This window comes from Janthinobacterium sp. GW458P (assembly GCF_002127585.1).
GTDB lineage: Bacteria > Pseudomonadota > Gammaproteobacteria > Burkholderiales > Burkholderiaceae_D > Janthinobacterium.
On the sequence record NZ_NEGZ01000011.1, the window covers coordinates 1 to 23,638 of the forward strand.

Genomic DNA, 23,638 nt, shown 5'->3' on the forward strand with positions numbered 1-23,638 from the left:
CCGCCGAAGCCAGCTCCGGCTCCGGTGCCGCCGCAAGCCGCGCCGAAGCCCGCGCCGGTGCCGCCATCGGCGCCTGCACCGGCAGTCCCGCCGCCGCGCAAGTGGCTGCGCTGGCTGGGCGGCGCAGCCGTGCTGGCGGCCGTCGTCGTCTACATGAACGGCAAGCCGGGCGGAAAAAATGCATCGGCTTGCAATGACGCCATCGACAGCGGCTTGAAACTGGTGGCGAATGGCAGCCTGGACGGCGCCCGCCAGAAGCTGGCGACGGCGCAACTGGCGTGCACGGGCAAGTCCAGCGCCAAGGCGGACGACTTGCAGGCGGCCATCGCCAAGGCCGGGGCCGCCTCCGGCGCTTGCCAGCGCGGCGCGCGCGCCATCGAACGCAATATTGACGGCCATCAATTGCAAAGCGCCGCCAGGAGCATCGCCGCGCTCGACGTCGATTGCGCGGGCGCGGCCAGCGTGGAATCGTTGCGCAAGCAATTGACGCGCCAGCAGGCGGCGGCCGCCTCGGTACTGGTGGGCGTGCGCCAGGCGCTTGACGGCAAGGATGCGGCGGCGGCGCGCAATGGCATCGCCAGGCTGGAAGCGATCGACCGCGAAGCGGTGGAATTGCCGCAATTGAAGGCCGACGTGCAGGCGCTGTCGGCGGCGCCTGCCCCCGCCCCCGCGCCTGTCTCTGCACCGGCCCCCGCACCGGCAGCACTGGAACCGGCGCCCGCGCGCGCGGTCGAACGTCCTGCCGTGGCCGAACGCCGTCCGCTGGAAACGGCACCCGTCGATAGCGGCGCGGCCATGCGCAACGAGATGGCGCAGTCGTTCCTGCGCGACGCCGAGCGTTCTTTGCTGGAAGGCAAGTTCGACGCGGCCAAGACCTATCTGGAAAGCGCGCGCCGCGTCGATCCTGGCAATGCGCGCATCGACAATCTGTCGCGCCGCATCCGCGAGCGCGAACGGCAGGTGCTGCAGACGGAAACGACGATTAAATAGACCGGAGTGAACATGATGAACCACACCACGCTGCGCGCGGCCGCCGCGCTGACGATCGCGGCCATGCTGGCCGGCTGCGCCACGGCGCCGATGAATCCGGAGGGCGTACGCCAGGACACGGCCTACCCGCGGCCCCCAACGGGCGCGACGGATGACGATCCGTGCAGCGTGGGGGCGACGGCGGCGGCCGGCGCGGCCGTGGGCGCCTTGCTGGGTGCCTTGGTCAGCGGCAAGAATGGCGCGCTGAAGGGCGCGGCCATCGGCGGCGGCCTGGCGGCGGCCGGCTGTCTGGCCATCAATGTCAATTCGCGCCAGACCAAGACGGCGGCGCAGGCGGACCGCGACTACATCCGCACGCGCGGCGCCTTGCCGCGCGAGCCGCAAGTGGTGTCCTACACGCCGCAGCTGAGCGCATCGACCGTCAAGCGCGGCCAGCCGTTCAAGGTCAATTCGGTGGTGGAGCTGGTCAACGGCAGCGCGCAAAGCGTCAACGACGTGCGCGAAGAGCTGGTGGTGCTCGACCCGCAGGGCCAGCCATTCAAGTCCGGTTCCAAATCCCTGGCCAGCAACAACAAATCGGGCGGGCGCTTTGAAAACTCGTTCGAGCTGACCTTGCCGGCCGGCGTGTCGCAGGGCGTGTACGGCGTCAAGACGAATCTGTACGTGAACGGCAAGCTGGCCGCCACGCGCGACTTGCGCACGCAGCTGGTGATGCTGGACGACAATAGCGTCGCGGCGCGGCTGGCGCAGCGTTAAGAGCCGACGGCAAGCTGTTCCAGCAGCCACTGCCGGAACACCCGGATGCGGCCGTCTTCTGCGCCCGCGTCCGGCCACACCAGGTGATAGGCATGGCCGGCCGCCACCGGAATGCCGATATCGAACAGGCGCAGCAAGCGGCCCTGTGCCACTTCCTGCTGGATCATGGCCAGCTCCAGCAGGCCGACGGCGCCGCCGTCAAGGACGGCCTGCAGCACGTGGGCAGAATCGCGAAAGCCCACGCAGCGGCTGGCGTCGAAGCCGGCCACGCCGGCCGCCGCCATCCACATGGCCCAGTTCGGCCACACCATATTATCTATCTGGCAATCCACCTGGCATAGCGTCTGGCCCACGAGGTCGCGCGGCTGCCGCAGGCTGGCGCCGCCCGCCAGCAGGGCGGGACTGCAGACGGGCACCACTTGCGTATCGAACAGGCGCACGGCATGTGTGCCCGCATAGGCGCCGGCGCCGAAGCGGATGGCGATATCGACTTCGTCCGTATCGAAATCGCGCACGTCGTCGCTGATATCGAAGGTCAGGGCCACGTCGGGATGGGCGGCGCGCCAGTTCGCCAGCCTGGGCAGCAGCCAGTGGGTGGCAAAGCGGGGTCCAAGCGACAGGCGCAGCGGCGCGCCGCCGCGGTTCAGGCGCTGCGCGCGCGCCACGGCGTGGCGCAGGGTGGCCAGCGCATCGGCGGCCGCGTCGAACAGCAAACGCCCGGCCGGCGTCAGCGCCATGCTGCGGCTATTGCGCGCGAACAGCTGCAATCCCAGCTGCTCTTCCATTTCCTTGACCTGGTAGCTGACGGCGGCCGGCGTCAAGCCCAGCTCCTGCGCCGCGTGCGTGAAATTCAGGTGGCGTGCCGCCGCCTCATAGGTGCGCAGGGCACGGGTGCCGGGGAGCATGCGTTGCATAGATCTTCAAGGAAAATTGAATGGTGGAGTAAAAACTTCTCGTTTTTCAAGGCGCTGGCGATTGCCGATAATGTTTTTCCTTGATGATACACGTGGAGAAAACATATGTCCCTGGCCCAATTGAACGGCCACCGCGCCAGCAGCGCCGAGCTTGCGCCGCTGGCCTTTGCCGGCTACGCCCATTTCACGGCCATGCAGGTGCGCGGCGGCAAGGTACGCGGCCTCGACCTGCACCTGGCGCGCCTGCGCCACGCCTGCTTGGCGCTGTTTGGCCAGGCCATGCCCGACGCGGCACTGCTGGCGCAGCTGCGCACGGCGCTGCAGCACAGTCCGGCAGATTGTTCGCTGACGGCGACCCTGTCCTGTCCCGCGGGCGAATTCGCCGTGGCGGCCGCGCCCGCCATGCCGCAGTTGCTGGTGCGTACAGGCCCGCCGTCGGATGGCCCGCCGGGGCCGCTGCGGCTGCTGGCCGTCGAACATGAACGCATGTTGCCTTCGATTAAACATGTGGGAGAAATCGCCAAGACGTATTACTTGCGCGAGGCGGCCCGGCAAGGGCTGGATGACGCCGTTTTTCTCGATCGTGAAGGCCGGCTCAGCGAAGGGACGATCTGGAACCTGGCGTTCTGGGATGGACAGGCCGTCGTGTGGCCCGTGGCCGCCATGTTGGCGGGCACGACGATGTCCATCGTGCGCCGCCAGCTGGAGCGGTTGGGCCTGCCGCAGCGCGAGCAGGAAATGCGCCTGGCCGACGTGGCTGGCATGGGCGGCGCCGTCGTCATGAATTCCTGGACGCCCGGCGTGCCCGTCACGCGTATCGGCGCCATCGATCTGCCGTCCGCGCCGGCGTTCCTGGCCCTGTTGCGCCGGGCCTACGAGGCGGAAGCCTTGCTGCTGCCGTAGCTTACGCGCCGCCCTGGTACCCATGCTGGCGCCACGCCTCGTAGACAACGACAGCCACCGTATTCGATAAATTCAAGCTGCGGTTGTCCGGGCGCATGGGCAGGCGGATGCGCTGTTCGGCGGGGAAGCCGTCGCGCAGGGCGGGGTCGAGGCCTTTCGTTTCCGAGCCGAACACGAACACGTCGCCCGGCAGGAAGGCCACGTCGCCGAACGGGCGCGAGCCGCGCGTGGTCATGGCGAACATGCGGGCCGGGTCGGGCTGGGTGTCGGCCAGGAACGCCGCCCAGTTCTTGTGCACCTTCATCCTGGCGTAATCGTGGTAATCGAGGCCGGCGCGCTTCATCTTGGCGTCGTCGAGGGGAAAGCCCAGCGGTTCGACCAGGTGCAGCTGCGCGCCCGTGTTGGCGCACAGGCGGATGACGTTGCCCGTATTGGGCGGGATTTCAGGTTCTACCAAAACAACGTGAAACAAAATGCTCTCCTTGGGTCTATCTGTATCTAATATGTCGCTACTCTAATGCGGCGGCGTGCGCGCCGCCACCAATATGCTGACCCTTGCCGCCCCTGCGCCCTTGCAGGCGGCCGCCAGGGCGTTGACGGTGTGGCCGCTGCTCATCACGTCGTCGACGATGCCGACATGGCATCCTTGTAATACATCCGCAGTTTCCGGAGCGATGGCAAACGCGTGCGCCAGGTTGGCTTGCCGCTCGCGCGGCGGCACGCCGCTTTGCGCCCGCGTTTCGCGCACGCGCAGCGCCAGGCGCGGCTGCAAAGGGACGTCCAGCAGGCGCGCCAGCGGCCGGGCGATTTCCAGCGCCTGGTTGTAGCCCCGCTCGGCCAGCCGGGCCGGACCCAGCGGCACGGGACACAGCAGTTGCGGCATTGTCCATGCAGGTTGTTGCTGAATGGCAACATACAGCAGTTGCGCCAGCAGGGGCGCCAGTGCCAGGCGCGCGCCGAATTTCAGCTGCAGCAGCAACTGGTCGACGGGCGCCGCATAGTCGAACGCCGTGACCGTGGCGTCATACGCGGGCCGGTGGCGCAAGCAGCGCCCGCACAGCTGCGCCATCTCGATGTCGGCGAGCGGATTGGCGCACTGGCGGCAGCGGCACCGTGCTTGTCCCAGGTATTGGGCGCGGCAGGGCGCGCACAGCGCTTGCGGGCAGCCGCTGCCGCACAGCGCGCATTGCGCCGGCAGCACCGCGGCGCCCAGCCACAGCTGCAGCGCCTGCCATGCGGCCTCAAGGCGGGGCAGGGCGGCCGTCCGCATCGCGATGGCGTCGTTCCATGTACACTGCCGACATTATCTCACCTCACCCGATTTCACATGCCAGTTCCCACCAGTCCGCCCAAAATGAGTGCGCCCATCGATGCGGTGCAAGTACGCGATTTCTTTTCCCGTCCGGCGCGCATCGCGCCGTCGGATTTCCTGCGCCGCGAAGTGTCGGCACGCATGCACGAGCGCCTGGAACTGGTGAAAATCACGCCCTTGCGCGTGCTCGATGCCGGTTGCGGCCCCGGCGCGGACCTGGCGCAGCTGCACAAGGATTATCCCGCAGCGCAGATCATCGGTCTCGATGCAGCGCAAGCGATGATGCAGGCGGCGCGTGCGCCCGCGTCGAAGCTGGCCGGCCTGAACCAGTTCCTGAGCAAGCTCTTGCCGGCGAAGACGGGCGTGGATTTATTGTGCGGCGACCTGGGCGACCTGCCGCTGGCCGCCAGCAGCGTCGACCTGGTCTGGTCCAACCTGGCGCTGCACTGGCACGCCCAGCCCGACCGCGTGTTTGCGGAATGGCGGCGCGCGCTGCGCCTCGACGGCTTGCTGATGTTTTCCTGCTTCGGCCCCGACACCTTCCGCGAAGTGCGCGACGCGTTTGCCGAGGCGGACCTGTATCCGCACGCCTTCCCCTTCGTCGACATGCACGACTTTGGCGACATGCTGGTCGAGGCGGGCTTTTCCACGCCCGTGCTGGACATGGAAATCATCACCGTCACCTACGACACGGCGGAAAAGCTGCTGGCCGACGTGCGCGCCTTCGGCGGCAACCCGCTGACCACGCGGCGGCGCGGTCTGATGGGCAAGGCGGCCTGGCAGCGCATGCTGGCTGCGCTGGAAAAGATGCGCCGTCCCGACGGCAAGCTGGGCCTGAGTTTCGAGATCATTTATGGCCACGCCTTCCGCCCCGCGCCGCGCGTGACGCGCAATGGCGAGGCCATCATCCGTTTCGATCTGCCGCGCAAGCCGAAATGACAGCATAAAGAAACCGACACTCGGTTGCCATCCACGCTTTGATGTACAACAAGCGTTGCAAAGCGCGCGGCGGCCGGGAGAAGGGCGCGCACAAAGCCGATTATTGCTTGATGGATTCAAGTTTACTTGATTATAATCGTTGATTGTTTGTCAGCTTGTTAAGTAGAAAAAACAAGGGCTGCATACAAAATAAATAAAACAAAGCGAGACTTATTCGAAGTTACTGCATTAGTATAGTAACCATCTTCCATGCATGGCCATATCAGGGCGTGGAAGAAAAACAGGATTCCAGCATGGTTGTTCGTCTGCGTTTTGCTGTGGACGGCCAGCATGGAATTCGCTGGTGCTTGACGCGCATGGCCGGGATTTGGCCGTGTTGCTTTCATGGAGGAGCGGCAGCGGTCCAGTACGGAGAAATCCGCAGCCGTTTAAAATATCTTTATTTTTGGGTGGTTGGGGAAAACATGACACATGCAAAGCGACTTCAATCGTTGCTGCTCGGGCTGTCTTTGACAGCGTTTGGCATCGGGCGATGGGCCACGGCGGCACCGGCTGCCGGCACCTATCCCGGCACCGGCGGTCCCGTGCCGTTTGAAATGAATCTGCAGCCGCCGGCGACACAGATCGCCCATGAAATCTACGATTTGCACACCTGGATGATGATCATCTGCCTGGTGATCTTCGTGGCCGTGTTCGGCGTCATGTTCTATTCCATCTTCAAGCACCGCAAGTCCCTGGGCCACAAGCCGGCCACCTTCCACGAAAGCACCACCGTCGAGATCGCCTGGACCGTCGTGCCTTTCCTGATCGTCATCGGCATGGCCCTGCCTGCCACGCGCACCGTGGTCGGCATGAAGGACACCTCGAACGCCGACATCACCATCAAGGCCACCGGCATGCAGTGGAAATGGGGCTATGACTACCTGAAAGGCGAGGGCGAAGGCATTTCCTTCCTCTCCAACCTGGCCACGCCGCGCGCGCAAGTGGGGGCGCCGGGCGCGCCGCCGACGGAAAAACGCGGTGAAAACTACCTGATCGAAGTCGACAACGAAGTCGTGGTGCCGGTCAACAAGAAGATCCGCATGGTGCTGACGGCCAACGACGTCATCCACGCCTGGTCCGTGCCCGCCTTCGGCGTGAAGCAGGATGCGATTCCCGGCTTCGTGCGCGACACCTGGTTCAAGTCCGACCACGTCGGCACCTTCCGCGGCAATTGCGCCGAGCTGTGCGGCAAGGAACACGCGTTCATGCCCATCGTCGTCAAAGTGGTGTCGAACGACGATTACAAGGCCTGGGTTGATAAAAAACAAAAGGAAATGGCCGCACTGGCTGATGATCCCAACAAGACCTGGACCATCGACGAGTTGAAGGTCAAGGGCGAGAAAGTGTATGCGGCCAACTGCGTGGTCTGCCACCAGGCGACGGGCAAGGGCGTGCCGGGTGCGTTTGCAGCGCTGGACGGCTCTGCCGTGGTGAACGGTCCGAAGGCGGAACAGATTCATGTCTTGCTGAACGGGCAAAAGAGCGGCAAGTTCCCGGCTGAAATGCCAGCGTGGAAACAGCTGTCCGACACGGAAATCGCCGCAGTGATCACTTACACGCGCAATTCCTGGTCGAACAAGGCCGAAGAGAACATCGTTCAACCAGCCGAAGTCGTGGCTGCACGCAAGTAATTAGGAGCCGCATATGAGTACTAGCACGAGCACCTTGGACCACGCCGGTCACGACCACGACCACGCCCACGACCACCCGACAGGCTGGCGCCGCTGGCTGTTTGCCACCAACCACAAGGATATCGGCACCTTGTACTTGTGGTTCTCGTTCATCATGCTGCTGTCGGGCGGCGTACTGGCCCTGATGATACGCACGGAACTGTTTCATCCCGGCCTGCAATTTTTTCACCCAGAATTTTTCAACCAGCTGACCACCATGCACGGCCTGGTGATGGTCTTCGGCGCCATCATGCCGGCCTTCGTCGGCTACGCCAACTGGATGATCCCGCTGCAGGTGGGCGCGTCGGACATGGCGTTCGCCCGCATGAACAACTTTTCGTTCTGGCTGCTGCCGCCGGCCGCCATCCTGCTGGCCACGTCCTTCCTCGTGCCCGGTGGCGCCACGGCCGCCGGCTGGACCCTGTATGCGCCGCTGTCGACGCAGATGGGCCCCGGCATGGACATGGCCATTTTCGCCATGCACCTGATGGGCGCCTCGTCCATCATGGGCTCGATCAACATCATCGTCACCATCCTCAACATGCGCGCGCCCGGCATGACCCTGATGAAAATGCCGATGTTCTGCTGGACCTGGCTCATTACCGCGTATCTGTTGATCGCCGTCATGCCGGTGCTCGCTGGCGCGATTACCATGACCCTGACGGACCGCCATTTCGGCACGTCCTTCTTTAATGCGGCAGGCGGCGGCGACCCCGTCATGTACCAGCACATCTTCTGGTTCTTCGGCCACCCCGAGGTCTACATCATGATCTTGCCGGCCTTCGGCATCGTCTCGCAGATCCTGCCCGCGTTTGCCCGCAAGCCCCTGTTCGGCTATGCGTCGATGGTCTACGCCACGGCGTCGATCGCGATTCTGTCCTTCATCGTCTGGGCGCACCACATGTTTACTACCGGCATGCCGGTGACGAGCCAGCTGTTCTTCATGTACGCGACCATGCTGATCGCCGTGCCCACGGGCGTGAAAGTGTTCAACTGGATCGCCACCATGTGGAAGGGTTCGATGACGTTCGAGACGCCGATGCTGTTCTCGGTAGGCTTCATCTTCGTCTTCACCATGGGCGGTTTTACCGGCCTGATCCTGGCCGTCACGCCGATCGACATCCAGCTGCAGGACACGTATTACGTGGTGGCGCATTTCCACTACGTGCTGGTGGCCGGTTCGCTGTTCGCCCTGTTCGCCGGCTTCTACTACTGGTCGCCGAAATGGACGGGCCATATGTACAACGAGACGCGCGGCAAAATCCACTTCTGGCTGTCGCTGATCACCTTCAACGTGACCTTCTTCCCCATGCACTTCCTGGGCCTGGCCGGCATGCCGCGCCGCTACGCCGATTATCCGGCGCAGTTCACGGACTTCAATATGGTCGCCTCGATCGGCGCCTTCGGTTTCGGCCTGATGCAGGTGTACTTCCTGTTCTTCGTGGTCTTGCCGACCATCCGCGGCGGCAAGGCTGCCCCGGCAAAACCATGGGAAGGCGCGGAAGGCCTGGAATGGACCGTGCCGAGCCCGGCGCCGTTCCACACGTTTGAAACGCCGCCCACCGTCAAATAATGTCAGTGTCACGGGCCGGCGTGTTGCGCGGCCCGCCTTGAATAAAGTAGCTGCCATGACCGAAGTGAAAACTGAGCGTAAAAAACCGAACAACCTGCGTACCGGACTGATATTGGCGGCCCTGGCGGCCTTCTTCTTCCTGTCCGTGTTCGCCAAGCGGCTGTGGCTGTCGTGACGACGCCCGTGCAACAGGAAACGCGCGGCCTGAACCGCAAGATGCTGGGCAAGCTGATCGTCATTGCCGTGCTGATGTTCGGCTTTGGCTATGCCCTGATTCCCGTCTACAAGCAGATCTGCGAAGTGATGGGCATCAACGTGCTGACGCAGAAGGATGGCACGGTCGCCTACGACAACAATACGCAGGTCGACACGACGCGCAGCATCACCGTCGAATTCGACGGCAATGCCCAGGGGCCGTGGCGCTTCCGCCCCACCGTGTCGAGCATGCAAGTTCATCCGGGCGAACTGGTGACCGTCATGTACGAAGTGGTCAATACGCAAAACCGCGTCGTCAATGCGCAAGCCATCCCCAGCTACGCGCCGCAGAGCGCCACGCCGCACTTCAAGAAAGTCGAGTGTTTCTGCTTCAAGCAGCAGACCCTGAAGGCGCATGAGGCGCGGCAGATGCCGGTGGTGTTCTTCCTCGATCCGGCCCTGCCGAAAGAGGTGAAAACCATTACCCTGTCGTACACGTTTTTCGAGATTGCCGGTCTGAGCCAGGCTCAGGCGCCGGCCGTCCAATAGGAGAGTGCCATGAGCGAGCCGCAAGCATCCAAAGCGCAGAAAGCGTCGTTCCTGTATTCGCTGCGGGCCGTCGTGTGGTCGTTTACGGGCTTGCGCCGCAAGAGCGATTTCGATACGGATTCGGCCAGGCTCAATCCCGTGCACATCGTCATCGCGGGATTGCTGGTGGTGGCTTGCCTGATCGGCGTGCTCCTGACCGTCGTTAAATTCGCTGTCTCATGATTTTTTGCTGCATCTATATCTATAACGTATAAAAACCACCCTACAAGTTTTTGAGGAGATGATGATGAGTTCCAACCACGCCGCCGCACCTTATTATTTCGTGCCCGGGCCCTCGCGCTGGCCCCTGCTGGGCGGCGCCAGCCTGCTGCTGACCATGATAGGCGCCTCGGCCTGGGTCAACGACGTGTCGTGGGGACCGTATCTGAACTTCATCGGCATCGCCGGCATCCTGCTGGTGCTGTATTTCTGGTTCGGCGACGCCATCGGCGAATCGGAAAAAGGCTTGTACAGCGAGCGCATCGATCATTCCTTCCGCTGGAGCATGAGCTGGTTCATCTTTTCGGAAGTCATGTTCTTCGCCGCCTTCTTCGGTGCCCTGTTCTATGCGCGCAGCATCTCGATGCCGTGGCTGGCCGACCTCGACCACAAGTTCATCTGGCCCGACTTCGCCGCCCACTGGGGTAATACGGGCCCGGCCGGCACGGTGCAGGAATTCACCACCATGACGCCGTTCTGGATTCCGACCATCAATACGGCCCTGCTGCTGATGTCGGGCGTCACCCTGACGATCTCGCACCACGCGCTGCGCGCCGGCCACCGCGCCATGACGGCCCTGTTCCTGTTTGCCACCATCGTGCTGGGCGCCATCTTCATGGGCTTCCAGGTCTACGAATACATCCACGCCTACAGCGAACTGAACTTGAAATTGACGTCCGGCATCTACGGCGCCACCTTCTTCATGCTGACGGGCTTCCACGGCTTCCACGTGACCCTGGGCGCCATCATGCTGTCCGTCATCCTGTACCGCGTGCTGAAAGGCCACTTCACGCCCGAGCACCACTTCGGCTTCGAAGGCGCCGCCTGGTACTGGCACTTTGTCGACGTCGTCTGGCTGGGCCTGTACGTGGTCGTGTATTGGTTATAATGGCGGGGCAGGGCGCGCGCTTGACGCGTGCGCCTGCACCATAAAAAAAGCCGTACCGGGACATCCTGGGTACGGCTTTTTTCTTAGCGTAAAGAATTTGCCAATCAGACAAGAAGAGGCTTAATGTATGCCCGTGGGCTGGATATAGCCCAGATGATGCGCCAGCAGGATCAGCAAAAACAGGGTGATGGACAGCCCCACGCGCAGGGCCAGCGCCTGCACGGTGCGGTTGCTCTTGCCCTTGTCGCGCATGAGGAAGAACAGGGCCGAGCCCAGGCTGCCCAGGATCAGGATGAAGGCGATGGCAACGAGGATTTTCATGGATGGTAGCGCCAGGCTTGAGGAGGTTTCATTGTAATGCGTATCCGCTTCCATTTTAGATGGATTCCATTTGTTGTAATGTTGCTACTCGTTGCCCTCGGCGTCTCTCTGGCGCAATGGCAGCAGCGCCGTGCCGATGAAAAAATCGCCCGCGCCGCCCGGCTGGAAGCGGGCAACCAGGCCGCGCCCCTGGCCCTGGGCGCCGCGCCCTTGTCGGCCGCCGAGGCGCAAGCGATCGAATACCGTCGCGTTACCGTCACGGGCCGCTTCGTGCCCGCCTGGACCGTGTACCTGGACAATCGCCCCTACCAGGGCCAGGCCGGTTTCCACGTGCTCACGCCATTTCAAATTGACGGTTCCCCCATGCACGTGCTGGTGGCGCAGGGCTGGTTGCCGCGCAACAATGCCGAGCGCACGCGCATCCCCGATTACGCCACGCCGGCCGGCACGGTGACGATCACCGGCATCGCGCGCCTGAACGCGGGCCACGTGATGGAACTGGGCACGGCGCCGCCGCTGGCGCCGCACGCCATCGTACAAAATGCCGATATCGCCCAGCTGGCGCAGGCCAGCGGCCTGGCCTTGCAGCCCCTCGTCATCGAACAAACGGCCGACGGAGCGATGGCGACGTCCGGCCAGCTTCCCGTGCGCGACTGGCCGGCGCCCGACCTGGGCGCCGACAAGCACCGCGGCTATGCCTTCCAGTGGTATGCACTGGCGCTGATGGCCTTTTTATTTTTTGTCTTTACAGGATTTCGACGTGCAAACAAACAACCCTGAAACAATGCAAGACAGTGGCGATAAACAGGCCCAGAACAGCGGACGCTGGAAACTGCTGGCCGTGGTGGCCGTGTGCGCCTTTCCCATCATCGCCTCGTATTTCACGTATTACATCATCAAGCCCACGGGCCGCAACAATTACGGCGCCCTGATCGACCCCCGTTTGCACCCGATTCCCGAGGCGCAGCTGCACGTCACGGAACTCGATGGCAAGGCCTCGCCGCTGGCCCGGTTCAAGGGCAAGTGGGTGATGCTGCAAACGGGCCCGTCCGACTGCCAGGAAGCGTGCAAGAAGCAGCTGTTTGCCATGCAGCAGCTGCGTTTGATGCAGGGCAAGGAACGCGAGCGCATCGAGCGCGTCTGGCTGGTGACGGACGAGCAGCCGCTCGACACCCTCGTGATGCGCGAATTCGACGGCACCAACATGCTGCGCGTCAATAGCGACGCCCTGAAGGCGTGGCTGCCCGTGGAAGCGGGCGGCAAGGCGGACGACCATCTGTACCTGATCGATCCGCTGGGCAACCTGATGATGCGCTTCCCGAAAGACGCGGACCCGAGCAAGGTCAAGAAAGACATCGCCAAGCTGCTCAAAGCTTCGGCGATCGGTTGAGGAGTCTGCATGCCGACGATGCATCTCTCCGCGCTGGCCCAGCTGGGTTTGACGGGCTTGCTGGTGGCGCTGTTGCCGCTGACCATGGTGTGGGTGTCCGCGGACGCCAATAAATACCGCAAGCTCGTATGGATCGCCGTCTTTTTGACGGTCGACCTGATCATGTTTGGCGGCTTTACGCGCCTGTCCGATTCCGGCCTGGGCTGCCCTGACTGGCCCGGTTGTTATGGCTCTGCCAATCCTTTCCTGGCGCACGAGCATATCGTGGCGGCGGAAACCCTGATGCCGACAGGGCCCGTGACGGTAGTGAAAGCGTGGATCGAGATGACGCACCGCTACCTGGCCATGGCCATCGGCGTGCTGATCGTGGCGATGATGGTGCAGGCGTGGCGCCAGTGGCGCAAGAGCAAACGGCAAGAGTTCGCCCCGGCGCTGCCGACGGCGCTGTTCCTGTTCGTCTGCCTGCAGGGCGCGTTCGGCGCCTGGACCGTCACCTTGAAGCTGCAGCCCGTGATCGTCACCATTCACTTGCTGCTGGGCATGGGCTTGCTGGCCATGCTGACGTGGCTGGGCGGGCGCCAGGACCATGCCGTCAAACCCTTGCTGCGCGCCGATGCGGACGCTGCCGTGCTGCGCCCCGTGCGCGCGCTGGCCGTGCTGTCGCTCGTGCTGCTGACCGTGCAGATCGCGCTGGGCGGCTGGGTGAGCACCAACTACGCCACCCTGGCCTGCACGGATTTCCCCCTGTGCGGCGGGAAAGTCATACCGGAAATGGATTTCGAGCATGGCTTCCACCTGTGGCGCGAGCTGGGCAAGACGGCCGCCGGCCACTATCTGCCGTTTTCCGCGTTGACGGCCATCCACTGGGTGCACCGCAATTTCGCCTTCGTCGTGCTGGCCGGCGTCGGCTATACGGTGCTGCGCGCGTGGAAACTGCCATCGCTGCGCGGCACGGCGCGCTGGATCGCCGCGGTGCTGGCCCTGCAGGCGGCCACGGGCCTGGCGACGATTTACCTGAACTGGCCGCTGTCGATTGCCGTCCTGCATAACGGCGGGGCGGCGCTGCTCGTGTTGCTGCTGACCATGTTAAACTACAAGGCTAAATTCCAACTCGATGTTGCGCGGACATCCGCCTCCGCCTCCGCGACAGTGCCCCCGGCACCAGCCAGTTCTTCCCGTACCGCATAAATGACTACTCAGACACTCAGCCGTAAACCTACCCCCCGCATCGCCCAGTATTGGGCGCTGACCAAGCCCCGCGTGACGCAGCTGGCCGTGTTTTGCGCCGTCATCGGCATGTTCCTGGCCAGCGAGGAGTTGCCTGACTGGCGTGCGGTGGTGTTCGGCACCATCGGCATCTGGCTGCTGGCCGGCGCCGCGTTTGCCGTCAATTGCCTGGCCGAGCGCGAAATCGATGCGCGCATGGCCCGCACGGCGCGCCGTCCCATGGCCATGGGTGACATTTCCGTCAAGCAAACGGTCGTATTCGCGCTGGTGATCGGCGGCCTGGGCATGGCGATTTTGTATCACCTCGTCAATCCGCTGACCATGTGGCTGACCTTTGTCACCTTTGTCGGCTATGCCTTGATCTACACCATGGTGCTGAAACCGGCCACGCCGCAAAATATCGTCATCGGCGGCCTGTCCGGCGCCATGCCGCCCGCGCTGGGCTGGGCCGCCGTCGCCAACGACGTGCCGATGCAGGCGTGGCTGCTGGTCCTGATCATCTTTGTCTGGACGCCGCCGCACTTCTGGGCGCTGGCCATGTACCGGCGCGACGATTACGCGCGCTCGGGCTTGCCCATGCTGCCCGTCACGCACGGCATGCAATTTACGCAATTCCACGTCTGGCTGTACTCGATCGCGCTGGCCGCCACCACCTTGCTGCCGTACGCGGTGCGCATGAGCGGCCTGATCTACCTGGTGTCGGCCGTGCTGCTCAATGCCGGCTTCCTGTACTACGCGTGGAAGATGTACCGCCACTACACGGATTTGATCGCGCGCAAAGCGTTTACTTTTTCCATCATCTACCTGGCATTGCTGTTCGCGGCCTTGCTGGTCGACCATTACATTCCCATCGGATCATGAAAAAATACCTGACCCTGTTGTTGGCGGCCGCGCTGGCCGTCGTGCTGGCCGGCTGCGGCAAGCCTGCCGCACCGAAGCTGGAATTCAAGAATACGGACGTGACGGGCCTGGGCTACGCGCGCGAGTTCGCGCTGACGGACCACACGGGCCAGCCGCGCACCCTGGCCGACTACAAGGGCAAGCTGGTGCTGATGTTCTTCGGCTACACGCAATGTCCGGACGTCTGCCCCACCACCATGGCCGACATGGCCCAGGTAATGAAGGAAATGGGCCCGCAGGCGGACCAGGTGCAAGTGCTGTTCGTCACGGTCGACCCCGAGCGCGACACGCAAGCCCTGCTGGCGCAGTACGTGCCGGCGTTCGACAAGCGCTTCGTCGGGCTGTATGGCAGCCTGGAAGCGACGGCCAGGGTGGCCAAGGAGTTCAAGGTGTATTACGCCAAGGTCGAGGGCGAGACGGACAGCAGCTACACGGTCGATCACACGGCCGGCACCTATGTGTTTGACCGCGAAGGCAAGATCCGCCTGTTCGTGCGCCATGGCGAAACCCCGGCCGCCATCGCGCACGATCTTAAACTTCTGCTATCCTGATCCGGTCGCGCCCCCGGGCGCCATCTTCAGGATACGCGGTACATGGATAAACGTTTCGAGCCTCACGCCCGCCTGGCGGCCATCATTTTTCTCCTGATCGGCTGCTTTTTCGTCCTGCGGCCTTTCCTGGCCGCCATGCTGTTTGCCGCCTGCGTGGGCATTTCCAGCTGGCCCCTGTATATCCTCCTGCTCGAGCGCCTGAAAGGCCGGCGCAACTGGGCGGCCGCCATCATGACGCTGTCGCTGCTGCTGGTCATCGTGCTGCCGCTGGCCCTCGTCACCTACAACCTGGCCGATAACGTCTCGCGCATCTATGAGCAGATCCGCGCCGCGCTGGAAGCGGGCGGCCTGCACCCGCCGGCCTGGCTGGCCAGCATCCCCGTGGTGGGCGACACCATCGCCGGCTACGTGGAGCGCCTGCTGGCGGACCGCGAGGAATTACTGAATTTGGGCAAGACGATGCTGGAGCCGGCGCGCCATTTCCTCGCTTCCGGCGGCATCCTGCTGGGCACGGGCCTGGCGCAGACCAGCCTGGCCGTGTTCGTCAGCTTCTTCCTCTACCGCGACGGCCAGCAGCTGAGCCGCGCCCTGATGACGGGCGCCGGCCGCATCATCGGCGACAGCGCGCCGGGCGTGGGCCTGACCATCAGCCGCACCGTGCGCGGCGTCATGTACGGCTTGCTGGGCACGGCGCTGGCGCAGGCGCTGGTGGCCGTGATCGGCTTCCTGATCGCCGGCGTGCCGGCCGTGGCGCTCTTGGGCGTGGCCACCTTCATCTTTTCGCTGATTCCCGTCGGCCCGCCCCTGATCTGGGGCGGCGCCGCCATCTGGCTGTTTTCCGATGGCCAGACGGGCTGGGGCATTTTCATGCTGGTGTGGGGCGCCTTGCTGATCAGCGGCGTCGATAACGTCGTCAAGCCCATGCTGATCAGCCGCGGCAGCAGCCTGCCCTTCCTGCTGGTGCTGCTGGGCGTGCTGGGCGGCGTGCTGGCCTTCGGCTTCGTCGGCATCTTTATCGGTCCGACCCTGCTGGCAGTGCTGTACAGCCTGCTGCAGACGTGGACGGTGGGCGAGACCACCGTGCCGCAGGGCAAGGATACGCTTACCTTGAAAAAAGACTAATCACGTAGATCGGCATCAAGATCGCGTTCCTGCTTGGGGATCACCTTGATGAGCACGATGCGGGGCCCGTTCATCTTCTTGACGACGATGTCGAAGTCGACGAAGGTGATGCGCTGGCCCTGCTTCGGAATGTCACCGAGCTTGACCATGATCAAGCCGCCGACCGATTCCACGTCGTCCAGCCCCAGCTCCTCGTTTTCGATATCGATGCCGAGGATGCGTTCGAGCGAGAAGATGGGCAGGCTGGCCTTGCCGATCAGGGTGCCGTCGCTCTGCTTGAGCCAGTCGTTTTCATTGCGGCGGAATTCGTCGCGGATTTCACCGACCATGGCGCCGAGCAAATTATCCAAGGTGATGAAGCCCAGCGGGCGCTTGCCCTTTTCGCCGATCAGGGCGAAGTGGGGCGCGCCGTCGCGAAAGCGGCGGAACAGTTCCAGTGCCGGCGTGCGCGCGGAAATGATGTCGACGGGACGCAGGAACGGCGTGAGCGAAGTGATCGGTTTGCCCGCCTGCTGGGCAAAGAACAGGTCTTTCAGGTGCACCACGCCCAGCACGTCGTCTTCGTTCGTGTCGAAATACGGGTAGCGGCTGAAGCGGTTGCGCAGCACCGTGTCGAGGTTTTCTTCCAGCGTGCTCGAGGCATGCAGGGCGATCACTTCATTGATCGGGCGCATCAGGTCCGACACCGTCATTTGTTCAAAATCAAGCGACTGCGCCAGGATGTTGCGCTCGTCGCGCGTAAACTTTTCGCCGGGCTGGCTGGTGCGCAGGATCAGTTTCAGTTCTTCGGACGAGTAATGGGCGTCGTGGCCGCCCTTGCCGGACAGGCCCGCCAGGCGCAGCACCCAGTTGGCGCTGGCGTTGAGCAGGTAGATGGCCGGGTACATGGTCCAGTAAAAGCCGTACAGGGGAATGGCGCTCCACAGGCCGACGGCTTCCGGGTTGCGGATGGCCATCGATTTGGGCGCCAGCTCGCCCACGACGATGTGCAGGAAGGAAATCACGCTGAAGGCGACGACGAACGAGACGCCGTGGATCAGCTCTTGCGAAGTGACGCCGATGGCGCCGAACAGCGGCTCGAGCAAGCCGGCAAATGCCGGTTCGCCGACCCAGCCCAGGCCCAGCGACGCCAGGGTGATGCCCAGCTGGCAGGCGGACAGGTAGGCGTCCAGCTGGCCATGCACCTTGGCCAGGATGCGGCCCCGCATTCCCTGTGTCTTGGCGATGGCGCGGATGCGCGTGCGGCGCAAGGTGACAATGCCAAACTCGGCGGCAACAAAAAAACCGTTCAGCGCGACCAGGAAGAGGGCGAGCAGGACTAGCAAGACATTGTGCATGGGGGCGCGGAAGATGGGCTGTAAAAACGACATCTTAAACGACGAAGGCCGGCATAGCCTAATTTAGCCGCGCGCCCCGCCCGTGCAGGCGGGCGCGCGCGGCCGGTCTTGCACGCTTGTTCAGCCTTTGGCCGCCGTTTGCGGCCCGCCGCGCATGGCGAAGACCATGACGGCCGAGACGATGGCGGGAATGGCGACGACGAGGAAAATCGTGCTGTTGGGCCAGTTCAGACGGATCAGCTCGCCACCGAGCACGGGGCCGATGATGGAGCCGATGCGGCCCACGCCCAGGCTCCAGCCGATGCCCGTCGAGCGCAGGGTGGTTGGGTAGTAGCTGGCCGCCAGGGCGTTGACGGCCGGCTGGCCGCCCACCACGCAAAAGCCCGCGATGAAGATGGTAATGAACAGGAAGGCCAGCGACACGTCGGGACGGCCGATCAGGGCAATGGCCACGGCGGCGACCAAAAAGCACGGCAGCAGGATGCGGCGGAAGCTGGAGCGGTCGATCAGCTGGCCCATGACGAGGGTGCCGATGGTGCCGCCCACTTGCAGGGCCGTGCCCGCCAGCACGGCGTTGGCCGTCGACAGGCCTGCTTCCTTGGCGATCGTCGGCAGCCAGTTGGACAGGAAATACAGGTTCAGCAAGTTCATGAAGTTGATGACCCACAACAAAATCGTCATCTTCGCGCGGCCGCCCGTAAACAATTGCAGCACGGGCGCGCCCTTGTGTTCTTTCTCATGCACGAGGTATTGCGTGTCGGGCGTGATGCTCACCGTCGGGTCGATGCGTTTGAGCCACTGGGCCACCTTGTCGAGCTTGCGTTTCTTCAATACCAGAAATTGCATCGATTCCGGCAGCAGGAAGAACATCAGCACGCCGATGACCAAGGGCACCACGCCGCCCACGTAAAACACGGATTGCCAGCCGAAGGCGGGAATCAGCGCGGCGGACAATAATCCGCCCAGCACGGCACCCAGGGTAAAGCCGCACGAGACGAGCATCATCAGGGTGACTTTCTTGCGCACGGGGCTGTATTCGCCGGCCAGCGCCATGGCGTTCGGCATCACGGCGCCCAGGCCCAGGCCGGTGATGAAGCGGATCAGCTGCAATTGCTCGATGCTGGTGGCCAGCGGCGTGACCAGCATGCACAGCGAAAAGAAGATGGTCGAGCCGATCAGCACGGGGCGGCGGCCGAACTTGTCGGCCGTGATGCTGAAGACGAGCGAGCCGACCAGCATGCCCAGCAGGCCCGCGCCGAACACGGGGCCCAGGTTGGCCTTGCTGACATGCCAGTCGGCAATGATGGCGGGCGCCACATAGCCCATGGCCTGCACGTCGAAGCCATCCATGATGACGCACAGCCCGCACAGGATCAGCATGCCGATCTGGAAGGAGCCGATCTTGTTGTTATTGATGAGATCGGGAATATCGATCGTCTTGCCTGCCATGGACATGGTGATGCTCCTGTTTTTTTATGGTGGTCGCGCCCTTCCGGCGAGGGCGGGGCGCGTGTTTGTCTCAGGCTTCATTACAATCTCTTTTGATTGATTATTCAAACGTTATTTTCGAATGGATTTATCAGGTTTCCTTGTAAATCTTCGGGCTGCCCTGGATGGCCGCCAGGATCACATCGAGCGCCGGATGCATGATCTTGCGTTCGTTCGAGATCACATAAAACTGTTCGCGCAGGGACGAGGCGTCGCCCACCAGCACGGCGCCGAATTGCTCCTCGATGTCGGCCGCCAGGCTGGCCGGGGCGAAGAACAGGCCCAGGCCCTTGCGGCCGAAGGCGTTGAGCATGGCGTTGTCCTCGAATTCGCCCACCACGTCGGGCCGCACGCCTTGCTGCACCATCCATTCATCGATGCGCCCGCGCAAGGCGTTGTTGCGCGCGGGCAGCAGGAAGGGCGCGCCGTGCAGGCTGTGCGGGAAATTGCCGCGGTACTGTTCGGCCAGGGCGGGGATGCCGAACAGCTTCATGGCGCTCTCGCCCCACAAGTGGCTGGACACGCGCAGGCTGGCGCCGGCCGGCACGGCGCGGTCCGTCAACACCAGGTCCAGCTTGTGCAGGGCCAGGTCGGCCAGCAAGGATTCGAATTCATCTTCCAGGCAGACCAGCTTGACGGGCTGGTCCAGGCTGCGCGTGGCGTCGAGCATGCGGTAGGCCATCAGTTTCGGCAGGGAATCGGAAATACCCACCGTCAGGCGCATCTTTTCCGCGTCCGCGTCGGCCAGCGCATCCTGCATCTGCTCGCCCAGCAGGAAAATCTGGTCCGCATAGCCGAGCGCCAGCCGGCCCGCTTCCGTCGGCACCAGGCGGCGTCCCTGCGGCTGCAGCAGCGACTTGCCCAGTTCCTTTTCCAGCAGGGCCAGCTGCGTGCTGATGGTTTGCACGGCCAGTCCCAGGCGCTCGGCCGCGCGCGTCACGCCGCCCTCCTTGGCGACCACCCAAAAGAAGTACAAATGGCGGTAATTGAAGCCCGTGGTTTTCATCGCGATATCCTATCTTCTGTTTTTACGAAGTAATACTTCCATTATCTTCCATTTTTAAATGTGTGACATGTCCCTATACTATGTTTCATTAAATCTAGATAACGGGGAACTATCGATGAAGCATTTCAGAGTGTCATTTCTGGTGACATTTATCTGCCTGGGCATTTCCGCCTGGTGGGGTTATACGCACGGTGGCGTGCAGACGATGCTGGCGGCGCTCGGTATCGCGGTGATTCTGGGCGTGATGGAAGTGTCGCTGTCGTTTGACAACGCCGTCGTCAACGCCTCGGTGCTGAAGAACTGGGACAAGTTTTGGCAAGGTCTGTTCCTTGGCGTGGGCATCATCATCGCCGTCTTCGGCATGCGTTTGCTGTTTCCGCTGGTCATCGTGGCGCAAGCGGCGGACCTGGGGCTGATGGAAGTATGGAATCTGGCGTTGAGCAATCCGGAACAGTATTCGATGCACCTGACGAATCACCACGCGGAAGTGGCGGCCTTTGGCGGCATTTTCCTGCTGCTGGTTTTCCTGAACTTCCTGCTGGACTCGGAAAAAGAAACGCACTGGCTGGGCCGTATTGAAGAAAAACTGGGCGCGCTGGGCAAGATTTCGTCGATTTCCGTGATGATCGCGCTCGGTACCCTGATGGCCAGCCTGTCGATGATCGAAGAAGGCCAGAAACTGGTGGTCCTGACGGCCGGCCTGTGGGGCATCCTGACCTACGTGGGCGTCGATGTGATCAGCGGCTTGCTGGAAGGCGATAACGGCGACGGCAACATGGGCGACATCATCAAGCGCGGCGGTATTGGCGGCTTCCTGTACCTGGAAGTGCTCGACGCCTCGTTCAGCTTTGACGGCGTGATCGGCGCGTTTGCCATCACCAAGGATGTCGTGATCATCATGCTGGGCCTGGCCATCGGCGCGATGTTCGTGCGCTCGATGACGGTGTTCCTGGTGCGCAAGGGTACGCTCGACGAGTTCGTTTATCTGGAGCACGGCGCGCACTATGCGATCGGTATCCTGGCCGTGATCATGTTGGTCAGCATGAAGTTCCACATTCCCGAGATCTTCACGGGTCTGATTGGCGTGGCCTTCATTCTCGCCTCGCTGTGGTCGTCGATACGCCACAAGCGCAGGATGGCCCTCGAAGAAGGCCGGCCGGAAGCGCTCGAAGCGGTCAAGGCAGTGTAAAGAATGCGCGGCAAACGACTGCACCCGTTTGTCGGCAAGTTGTAGCAAGCGTCGCCGCCGGCCTGGGGAGTCAGGCCGGTGGAGGACGCCAGGTGTTTGGTCATACACAACCCATATAGGAGCAATACATCATGGCAATCAGTCTGCAAAAAGGCGGCAACGTTAACCTGAGCAAGGAAGCCCCTGGCATTTCGAAGATGATCATCGGCCTGGGCTGGGATGCCCGCGCCACCGACGGCGCCGCGTTCGACATCGACGGCTCCGTGTTCCTGCTGAAGGCCGACGGCAAGGTACGCGCCGACGTCGACATGATTTTCTACAACAACCTGAAGTCGAGCGACGGCGCCGTCACCCACTCGGGCGACAACAAGACGGGCGCTGGCGATGGCGACGATGAAACCGTCGTCGTCGACCTGGCCACGGTGCCGGCCGATATCGACAAGATCGCCGTCTGCGTGACGATCCACGACGCCGAAGCGCGCAAGCAAAACTTTGGTATGGTATCGAAGGCCTACGTGCGCTGCGTCAACGCCAACGGCAACACGGAAATCGCCCGTTTCGACCTGTCGGAAGACGGCTCGGCGGAAACGGCCATGGTCTTCGGCGAAATCTACCGCAACGGCGGCGATTGGAAATTCAAGGCCATCGGCCAGGGCTACAAGGGCGGTTTAGGTCCTCTGGCTGCCTCGTTCGGCGTCGGCGTATAAGTCGTCAATAGCAAGGGCGGTCCGCGGCGCGGGCCGCCGCCATCACCATCATCGTCAAGGAAGGAACAGTTGAATGCCAGTTTTTAATATTACCGGGGACGTCGACCCGTTCCTGCATGTGTCGCTGGCCAAGGGCGAGAAGATTTATTGCGAATCCGATGCGATGGTGATGATGGAAACCAATCTTGAGCTGAAAGGCAAGATGACGGGCGGCATCGGCGCCGCGCTGATGCGCACCTTTGCCAACGGTGAATCGTTCTTTCAGCAGCATATCGAGGCCATGCGGGGCGACGGCGACTGTCTGCTGTCGCCCACTTTGCCGGGCGCGATGCGGGTGCTTGAGATTGGCGCCCAGCAATACATGATCAGCGACGGCGCCTTCGTGGCGGCCAGCTCTGGCGTGGAATTGAAGGTGCGCACGCAAAGCCTTGGCAATGCGCTGTTTGCCCAGAGCGGTGGCTTTTTCATCACCGAGACGGCAGGCAGCGGCCAGTTGGCGGTCTCCGGTTTTGGCGCAATGTCGGAACTGGAAGTGACGCCTGGCAAGGACGTGGTGATCGATAACTCGCACGTCGTGTGCTGGGACAAGCGCCTGCAATACGAGATTTCCATCACGACCGGCAGCAGCGGCGGCTTTCTGGGCAATTTGATCAATAGCCAGACCAGCGGCGAGGGCATGGTGCTGAAGTTTTCAGGCACGGGAAAAATCCTCGTGTGCTCGCGCAACCGCGCGGCCTTCCTCGCCTGGACGCAAAGCAAGCCGGCGTAATCAAGCACTAACTAACTAAACAGGAGCAATGCGTATGTCTGTCAATTTGAGCAAGGGCCAGAAGATTTCTCTGGACAAGGAAGCTGGCACCACCCTGACCCGCATCACCATGGGCCTGGGCTGGGATGCGGCCAAGACCAAGGGTTTCCTCGGTTTCGGTTCGAAGACGGAAGCCGTCGACCTCGATGCCTCGTGCGTCATGTTCGACGAGAACAAGAGCACGTCCGACATCGTCTGGTTCCGCCAGCTGAAAAGCAAGGACGGCAGCATTGTCCACACGGGCGACAACCGCACGGGCGCGGGCGACGGCGACGACGAACAGATCAATGTCGATCTGTCGACCGTGCCGGCGCACGTGAAAAGCCTGGTCTTCACCGTCAACAGCTTTACTGGCCAGAACTTCTCGCAGGTGGAAAACGCCTATTGCCGCATCTTGAATGCGAGCAATAACCAGGAAGTCGCGCGTTTCAACCTGTCTGTGCAAGGTTCCCACACGGCACAGATCATGGCCAAGCTGTACCGCCATAACGGCGAATGGAAGATGCACGCCATCGGAGAAAACGGCAACGGTCGCACCTTTGACGACCTGATGCCGCAAATCTCCGTGCATCTATAAGGAGCAGTACGCAGCGGGCGGGGGA

The 23,638-nt window shown here is 62.9% G+C and carries 26 protein-coding genes and 1 pseudogene; 20 read left to right on the forward strand and 7 right to left on the reverse strand.

Going from position 1 to position 23,638, the window contains the following annotated elements; translation table 11 throughout:
* Together CBW50_RS29725 and CBW50_RS09255 are read left to right on the forward strand one after the other, a co-directional pair.
* Positions 1-990: pseudogene (locus tag CBW50_RS29725) on the forward strand (hypothetical protein); the annotation flags it as partial.
* Between the two features lie 12 nt (positions 991-1,002).
* Positions 1,003-1,746, forward strand: a complete 744-nt coding sequence (locus CBW50_RS09255) for a hypothetical protein (RefSeq protein WP_086145264.1) — start codon at positions 1,003-1,005, stop codon at positions 1,744-1,746.
* On the opposite strand, the gene CBW50_RS09260 is transcribed toward CBW50_RS09255, so the two are convergent.
* The gene (locus CBW50_RS09260) at positions 1,743-2,660 is read right to left on the reverse strand and encodes a LysR substrate-binding domain-containing protein (RefSeq protein ID WP_086145265.1); all 918 of its coding nucleotides are present in this window, start codon (positions 2,658-2,660) and stop codon (positions 1,743-1,745) included. The genes CBW50_RS09255 and CBW50_RS09260 overlap by 4 nt on opposite strands.
* 105 nt (positions 2,661-2,765) lie before the next feature.
* Between CBW50_RS09260 and CBW50_RS09265 the strand changes: the two genes are divergently transcribed.
* The gene (locus CBW50_RS09265; protein ID WP_086145266.1) at positions 2,766-3,563 is read left to right on the forward strand and encodes an aminotransferase class IV family protein; all 798 of its coding nucleotides are present in this window, start codon (positions 2,766-2,768) and stop codon (positions 3,561-3,563) included.
* 1 nt (position 3,564) lies between these two features.
* On the opposite strand, the gene trmL is transcribed toward CBW50_RS09265, so the two are convergent.
* Entirely contained in the window at positions 3,565-4,035 is a 471-nt protein-coding gene (gene trmL / locus CBW50_RS09270; protein ID WP_086145267.1) for a tRNA (uridine(34)/cytosine(34)/5-carboxymethylaminomethyluridine(34)-2'-O)-methyltransferase TrmL, read from the reverse strand.
* 42 nt (positions 4,036-4,077) lie between these two features.
* The gene (locus CBW50_RS09275) at positions 4,078-4,833 is read right to left on the reverse strand and encodes a ComF family protein (protein ID WP_086145268.1); all 756 of its coding nucleotides are present in this window, start codon (positions 4,831-4,833) and stop codon (positions 4,078-4,080) included.
* An 84-nt stretch (positions 4,834-4,917) separates the two neighbouring features.
* On the opposite strand from CBW50_RS09275, the gene CBW50_RS09280 reads away from it, so the two are divergent.
* The 7 genes from CBW50_RS09280 (at position 4,918) to CBW50_RS09305 (ending at position 10,990) form a co-directional block, all read left to right on the forward strand.
* Positions 4,918-5,814, forward strand: a complete 897-nt coding sequence (locus CBW50_RS09280) for a methyltransferase domain-containing protein (RefSeq protein ID WP_086145269.1) — start codon at positions 4,918-4,920, stop codon at positions 5,812-5,814.
* A 464-nt stretch (positions 5,815-6,278) separates the two neighbouring features.
* Complete coding sequence (gene coxB, locus CBW50_RS09285; RefSeq protein ID WP_086145270.1) at positions 6,279-7,487, forward strand: cytochrome c oxidase subunit II; 1,209 nt, start codon at positions 6,279-6,281, stop codon at positions 7,485-7,487.
* A gap of 13 nt (positions 7,488-7,500) precedes the next feature.
* Positions 7,501-9,099, forward strand: coding sequence for a cytochrome c oxidase subunit I (ctaD, locus tag CBW50_RS09290; protein ID WP_086145271.1), 1,599 nt, complete (start codon positions 7,501-7,503; stop codon positions 9,097-9,099).
* A 55-nt stretch (positions 9,100-9,154) separates the two neighbouring features.
* Positions 9,155-9,274 (forward strand): cytochrome oxidase small assembly protein, encoded by a 120-nt coding sequence (locus tag CBW50_RS29730; RefSeq protein ID WP_216356331.1) that lies wholly within the window; start codon positions 9,155-9,157, stop codon positions 9,272-9,274.
* Positions 9,275-9,282: 8 nt separating this feature from the next.
* On the forward strand, positions 9,283-9,843 hold the full coding sequence (locus CBW50_RS09295) for a cytochrome c oxidase assembly protein (protein WP_301178804.1): 561 nt from the start codon (positions 9,283-9,285) through the stop codon (positions 9,841-9,843).
* 9 nt (positions 9,844-9,852) lie between these two features.
* On the forward strand, positions 9,853-10,065 hold the full coding sequence (locus CBW50_RS09300) for a DUF2970 domain-containing protein (RefSeq protein ID WP_086145273.1): 213 nt from the start codon (positions 9,853-9,855) through the stop codon (positions 10,063-10,065).
* A 64-nt stretch (positions 10,066-10,129) separates the two neighbouring features.
* On the forward strand, positions 10,130-10,990 hold the full coding sequence (locus CBW50_RS09305) for a cytochrome c oxidase subunit 3 (protein WP_086145349.1): 861 nt from the start codon (positions 10,130-10,132) through the stop codon (positions 10,988-10,990).
* A 120-nt stretch (positions 10,991-11,110) separates the two neighbouring features.
* On the opposite strand, the gene CBW50_RS09310 is transcribed toward CBW50_RS09305, so the two are convergent.
* A complete protein-coding gene (locus CBW50_RS09310; RefSeq protein ID WP_046683386.1) occupies positions 11,111-11,311 on the reverse strand; it encodes a twin transmembrane helix small protein in 201 nt (66 codons plus the stop codon).
* A gap of 36 nt (positions 11,312-11,347) precedes the next feature.
* Here CBW50_RS09310 and CBW50_RS09315 point away from each other — a divergent pair, with 36 nt between their 5' ends.
* From CBW50_RS09315 to CBW50_RS09340, 6 genes are read left to right on the forward strand one after another with little or no spacing between them, the layout of a single operon-like run.
* Entirely contained in the window at positions 11,348-12,091 is a 744-nt protein-coding gene (locus tag CBW50_RS09315; RefSeq protein WP_086145274.1) for an SURF1 family protein, read from the forward strand.
* 4 nt (positions 12,092-12,095) lie between these two features.
* Entirely contained in the window at positions 12,096-12,701 is a 606-nt protein-coding gene (locus tag CBW50_RS09320; protein ID WP_086145275.1) for a cytochrome C oxidase subunit I, read from the forward strand.
* Between the two features lie 18 nt (positions 12,702-12,719).
* On the forward strand, positions 12,720-13,889 hold the full coding sequence (locus CBW50_RS09325; protein ID WP_086145350.1) for a heme A synthase: 1,170 nt from the start codon (positions 12,720-12,722) through the stop codon (positions 13,887-13,889).
* A complete protein-coding gene (gene cyoE / locus CBW50_RS09330) occupies positions 13,890-14,789 on the forward strand; it encodes a heme o synthase (RefSeq protein WP_086145276.1) in 900 nt (299 codons plus the stop codon).
* Positions 14,786-15,379: an SCO family protein gene (locus tag CBW50_RS09335; protein WP_086145277.1), complete on the forward strand. Its 594-nt coding sequence runs from the start codon at positions 14,786-14,788 to the stop codon at positions 15,377-15,379. The genes cyoE and CBW50_RS09335 overlap by 4 nt, the downstream gene beginning before the upstream one ends.
* A 42-nt stretch (positions 15,380-15,421) precedes the next feature.
* Entirely contained in the window at positions 15,422-16,501 is a 1,080-nt protein-coding gene (locus tag CBW50_RS09340) for an AI-2E family transporter (RefSeq protein ID WP_086145278.1), read from the forward strand.
* Here the strand turns inward: CBW50_RS09340 and CBW50_RS09345 are convergent.
* The 3 genes from CBW50_RS09345 to nhaR all read right to left on the reverse strand — a co-directional run bounded on the left by CBW50_RS09345 (position 16,498) and on the right by nhaR (position 20,332).
* The gene (locus tag CBW50_RS09345; RefSeq protein WP_086145351.1) at positions 16,498-17,838 is read right to left on the reverse strand and encodes a hemolysin family protein; all 1,341 of its coding nucleotides are present in this window, start codon (positions 17,836-17,838) and stop codon (positions 16,498-16,500) included. The genes CBW50_RS09340 and CBW50_RS09345 overlap by 4 nt on opposite strands.
* 120 nt (positions 17,839-17,958) lie before the next feature.
* Positions 17,959-19,293, reverse strand: a complete 1,335-nt coding sequence (locus CBW50_RS09350) for an MFS transporter (protein WP_086145279.1) — start codon at positions 19,291-19,293, stop codon at positions 17,959-17,961.
* 124 nt (positions 19,294-19,417) lie between these two features.
* Positions 19,418-20,332, reverse strand: a complete 915-nt coding sequence (nhaR, locus tag CBW50_RS09355) for a transcriptional activator NhaR (protein ID WP_086145280.1) — start codon at positions 20,330-20,332, stop codon at positions 19,418-19,420.
* Between the two features lie 115 nt (positions 20,333-20,447).
* Between nhaR and CBW50_RS09360 the strand changes: the two genes are divergently transcribed.
* From CBW50_RS09360 to CBW50_RS09375, 4 genes are all read left to right on the forward strand, one after another.
* On the forward strand, positions 20,448-21,521 hold the full coding sequence (locus CBW50_RS09360) for a DUF475 domain-containing protein (protein ID WP_086145281.1): 1,074 nt from the start codon (positions 20,448-20,450) through the stop codon (positions 21,519-21,521).
* A gap of 131 nt (positions 21,522-21,652) precedes the next feature.
* Positions 21,653-22,228, forward strand: coding sequence for a TerD family protein (locus CBW50_RS09365; protein ID WP_086145282.1), 576 nt, complete (start codon positions 21,653-21,655; stop codon positions 22,226-22,228).
* A 73-nt stretch (positions 22,229-22,301) separates the two neighbouring features.
* Complete coding sequence (locus tag CBW50_RS09370) at positions 22,302-22,997, forward strand: TIGR00266 family protein (RefSeq protein ID WP_086145283.1); 696 nt, start codon at positions 22,302-22,304, stop codon at positions 22,995-22,997.
* 34 nt (positions 22,998-23,031) lie between these two features.
* On the forward strand, positions 23,032-23,613 hold the full coding sequence (locus CBW50_RS09375; RefSeq protein WP_086145284.1) for a TerD family protein: 582 nt from the start codon (positions 23,032-23,034) through the stop codon (positions 23,611-23,613).
* Positions 23,614-23,638: the final 25 nt, after the last annotated feature.